Source organism: Kitasatospora sp. NPDC093558 (genome assembly GCF_040683475.1).
Taxonomy (GTDB): Bacteria; Actinomycetota; Actinomycetes; order Streptomycetales; family Streptomycetaceae; genus Kitasatospora.
The window spans coordinates 1-2,755 of sequence record NZ_JBFBDY010000751.1; the positions used below are offsets into that span (position 1 = coordinate 1).

Below are 2,755 nucleotides of genomic sequence, written 5' to 3' on the forward strand. Positions count from 1 at the left end.
GGGGTGCGGGGTGGTCCGCGCGCCGATCCGGGCGCGCATCGCCTCGTCCAGGCCCTCCGTGCTCGCGCCGTGCTCGGCGATGGCGGCCCACGACGGCATCGGCAGCCGGCCGTCGACCACCGAGGCGTCGGCCCAGGCGCGGTAGTCGGGCTGCCACAGGTCGTACAGCGAACCGCCGTCGACCATCGGCCCGCTGTCCAGGTAGACCACGCGGCGTACGCGCTCGGGCATCCGGTCGGCGACCCCGCCGACCGGGGCGCAGGCGCCGCTGTGCGCGACCAGCACCACGTCGTGCAGGTCCTCGCGGACCAGCCGGCCGGCCAGGTCGGCGATGTGGTCCTCCAGTCCCAAGTCGCCCTGCTCCCCGGCCCGTTCGGCGAGCCCGGGCAGGCTCACCGCGTACACCGTGTGCCCGGCCGCGCGCAGCGGCGCCGCGACCTCGTCCCACGCCCAGGCACCGAGCCAGAAACCGGGGACCAGTACGAACGTGCTCATGGTGGATCGCTCCTCCGCGTCGGCGGGTACCCGGGGCCGGTCCCCCGTCGCCGACGACTCTAGGATCGAATCCGGACAGAATCCGCCCGGATCGGAAGGGGAGCCGATGGACCACCCGGTCAGTCGCGTGCTCGCCCTGCTGGAGCTGCTCCAGGACCACCCGGGCCTGACCGCGCCCGAACTCGCCGCCCGCCTGGACGTCGACGAGCGCACCGTCCGCCGCTACACCGCCCGCCTGGCCGCGCTCGGCATCCCCGTGCGCGCCGACCGCGGCCGCTACGGCGGCTACCGCCTGCTGCCCGGCTACCGCCTCCCGCCCCTCATGCTCACCGCCGACGAGGCCGCCTCCGTCGTCCTCGGCTTGCTCGCCGGGCGCAGCACGGGCCTGACGGTGGGGGAGCGGGCCGCCGGGACGGCGCTCGCGAAGATCCAGCGGGTGCTGCCGCCCGCCCTGCGCGAGCGGATCGACGCCGTCGAGGAGACCCTCGGCCTGAGCGCCGCGCCCGCCGCAGGGCCGAGTCCGGCCGCCGCCGCGCTGTTCACGCTGGCCGACGCGGCCCGCCGCCGGCGCCGCGTGCTGCTGGTCTACCGCGACCGCGAGGACCGGCCCAGCGAGCGCGAGTTCGACCCGTACGGCCTGGTGTTCCACTCGGGCCGCTGGTACACCACCGGGCTCGACCACCGCAGCGGCGAGGAACGCACCTTCCGCCTGGACCGGATCGTCCGGGCCGAGCCGCGCGAGGCCGGCTTCGAGCCGCCGGACGACGTCGACCCGGTGCGGCGCGTCGTGGAGTCGCTGGCGGCGGCGCCGTGGACGCACCGGGTGGAGGTGGAGCTCGGCATGACGCTCGCCGAGGCGCGCGTGCGCCTGCCGTGCGCGCATCACCAGCTTGGCGAAGTCCCGCAGCGTCCCGGCCACCTGGTCCCACTGCGGCGCCTCGGCGTGCGCCGCGAGCGCGCGCTCACGGGCGGCGTCGGCCGCCTCCCAGCGATCGGCGTGGGCGAGCGCGAGGGAGGCCTCGCAGGCGACCATGGTGTGCGTCGATTGGTCCTCCCAGCCCGCGACGGCGTCGGCGAGGCGCAGGTACTCCTCGGCCGCGTCGCGGTACTCCTCCAGCACGAACAGTCCGCGCGCGAGGTCGAGCCGGACCTGGGCCATCAGCCGCTCGTCCAGCTCCGGGGCGGCGGCGTCGAGCAGCACCGACTCCAGCACGGCCACCGCGTCCGCCGCCCGGCCGCTGCCGCGCAGCAGGTCGGCCAGCTGCAGCCGCACCTGGGCGGCCTCCTCAGCCGCGGGCCTGCCCTTGCGGTCGAAGCGCGCGGCGGCCTCCGACAGGGCCCGGACCGCCGCGCCGTCGTCGCCGGTCTGCGCGCTCGCGTGGCCGAGCATCATGTACGTCGGCGCGAACGGGTAGGAGTCGTCACCCCAGCGGGCGGCCTCGGCCAGCGCCCGGTGGAACACGTCGACGGCCTGGGCCGGTTCGCCGCTCTGCAGCAGCACCTGGCCGAGCAGGCCGAGCACCCGCGGTGTCTGCCAGGGCAGTTCGGCGGCATCCAACTGGGCCATGACCTCGCGGAGTTCGGCCGCAGCCTCGGCCATCCTGCCCTGCCGGGCGGCGGCGTCGGCGGCGTACTGGCGCGAGGTGGCCGCCCGGCGGGCCGAGCCGAGCGCGGTGCTCTCGGCCCGGTAGGCGCCGACGGCCTCCTCGAACCGGGCGACGGCCTCGGCCGGCGGCTCGGGCAGGGCGGCGATCAGGTCGTGGTGCGCGGCGAAGGCCCGGCACTGGAGGACGATCAGGTAGTCGTCGTCGCTCATGCCGCCCGTGGCGCGCAACTCCCTTGCACGGATGAGTGCTTCGTCGAGCGCGGGCCAGTCGGCGGCCAGGCCCTCGACCTCGCCGAGCTCGACGACGAGGGTGCGGGTGCGCACCATGAGGGCCTGGCCGATCAACTCCTCCTGCTCGAACAGGTCGGCGGCGGCGAGTAGTTGGGCCTTGCCTGCGGCGTGGTCGTCGCGGTCCAGCGCCTCGTGGGCGCGCTGCTCGGCGAGTTCGGCGCGCAGCCGGCCCGCGGTGCCCGTCGCGGTGCCGTCCTCGTGCGCGTAGCCGTCGGCCTCGAAGCGCTCGGCGATCCGGCGCCAGAGCCGGTCGGCGTCCGGGTGTCCGACGAGGTCCAGTTCGCGGGCGCGGACCACGAGGGCGGCGAACTCCTCGGGCTCCGGCTCGACTTCGCGGCGCGGCGCGGGTACGGCGGCCGGGGC

3 protein-coding genes are annotated in these 2,755 nt (G+C 76.4%); 2 read left to right on the forward strand and 1 reads right to left on the reverse strand.

The genetic code is table 11. The features are described 5' to 3' along the window. Positions 1-495: alpha/beta fold hydrolase (locus AB0O00_RS34685; RefSeq protein WP_363658641.1), on the reverse strand; the 495-nt coding region annotated here is incomplete at its 3' end. Positions 496-601: 106 nt separating this feature from the next. On the opposite strand from AB0O00_RS34685, the gene AB0O00_RS34690 reads away from it, so the two are divergent. Both AB0O00_RS34690 and AB0O00_RS34695 read left to right on the forward strand, forming a co-directional pair. Continuing rightward, positions 602-2,482 (forward strand): YafY family protein, encoded by a 1,881-nt coding sequence (locus AB0O00_RS34690; RefSeq protein WP_363658643.1) that lies wholly within the window; start codon positions 602-604, stop codon positions 2,480-2,482. An 18-nt stretch (positions 2,483-2,500) separates the two neighbouring features. Continuing rightward, positions 2,501-2,755 (forward strand): hypothetical protein (locus tag AB0O00_RS34695; RefSeq protein WP_363658645.1); only part of this gene is annotated, 255 nt, incomplete at its 3' end.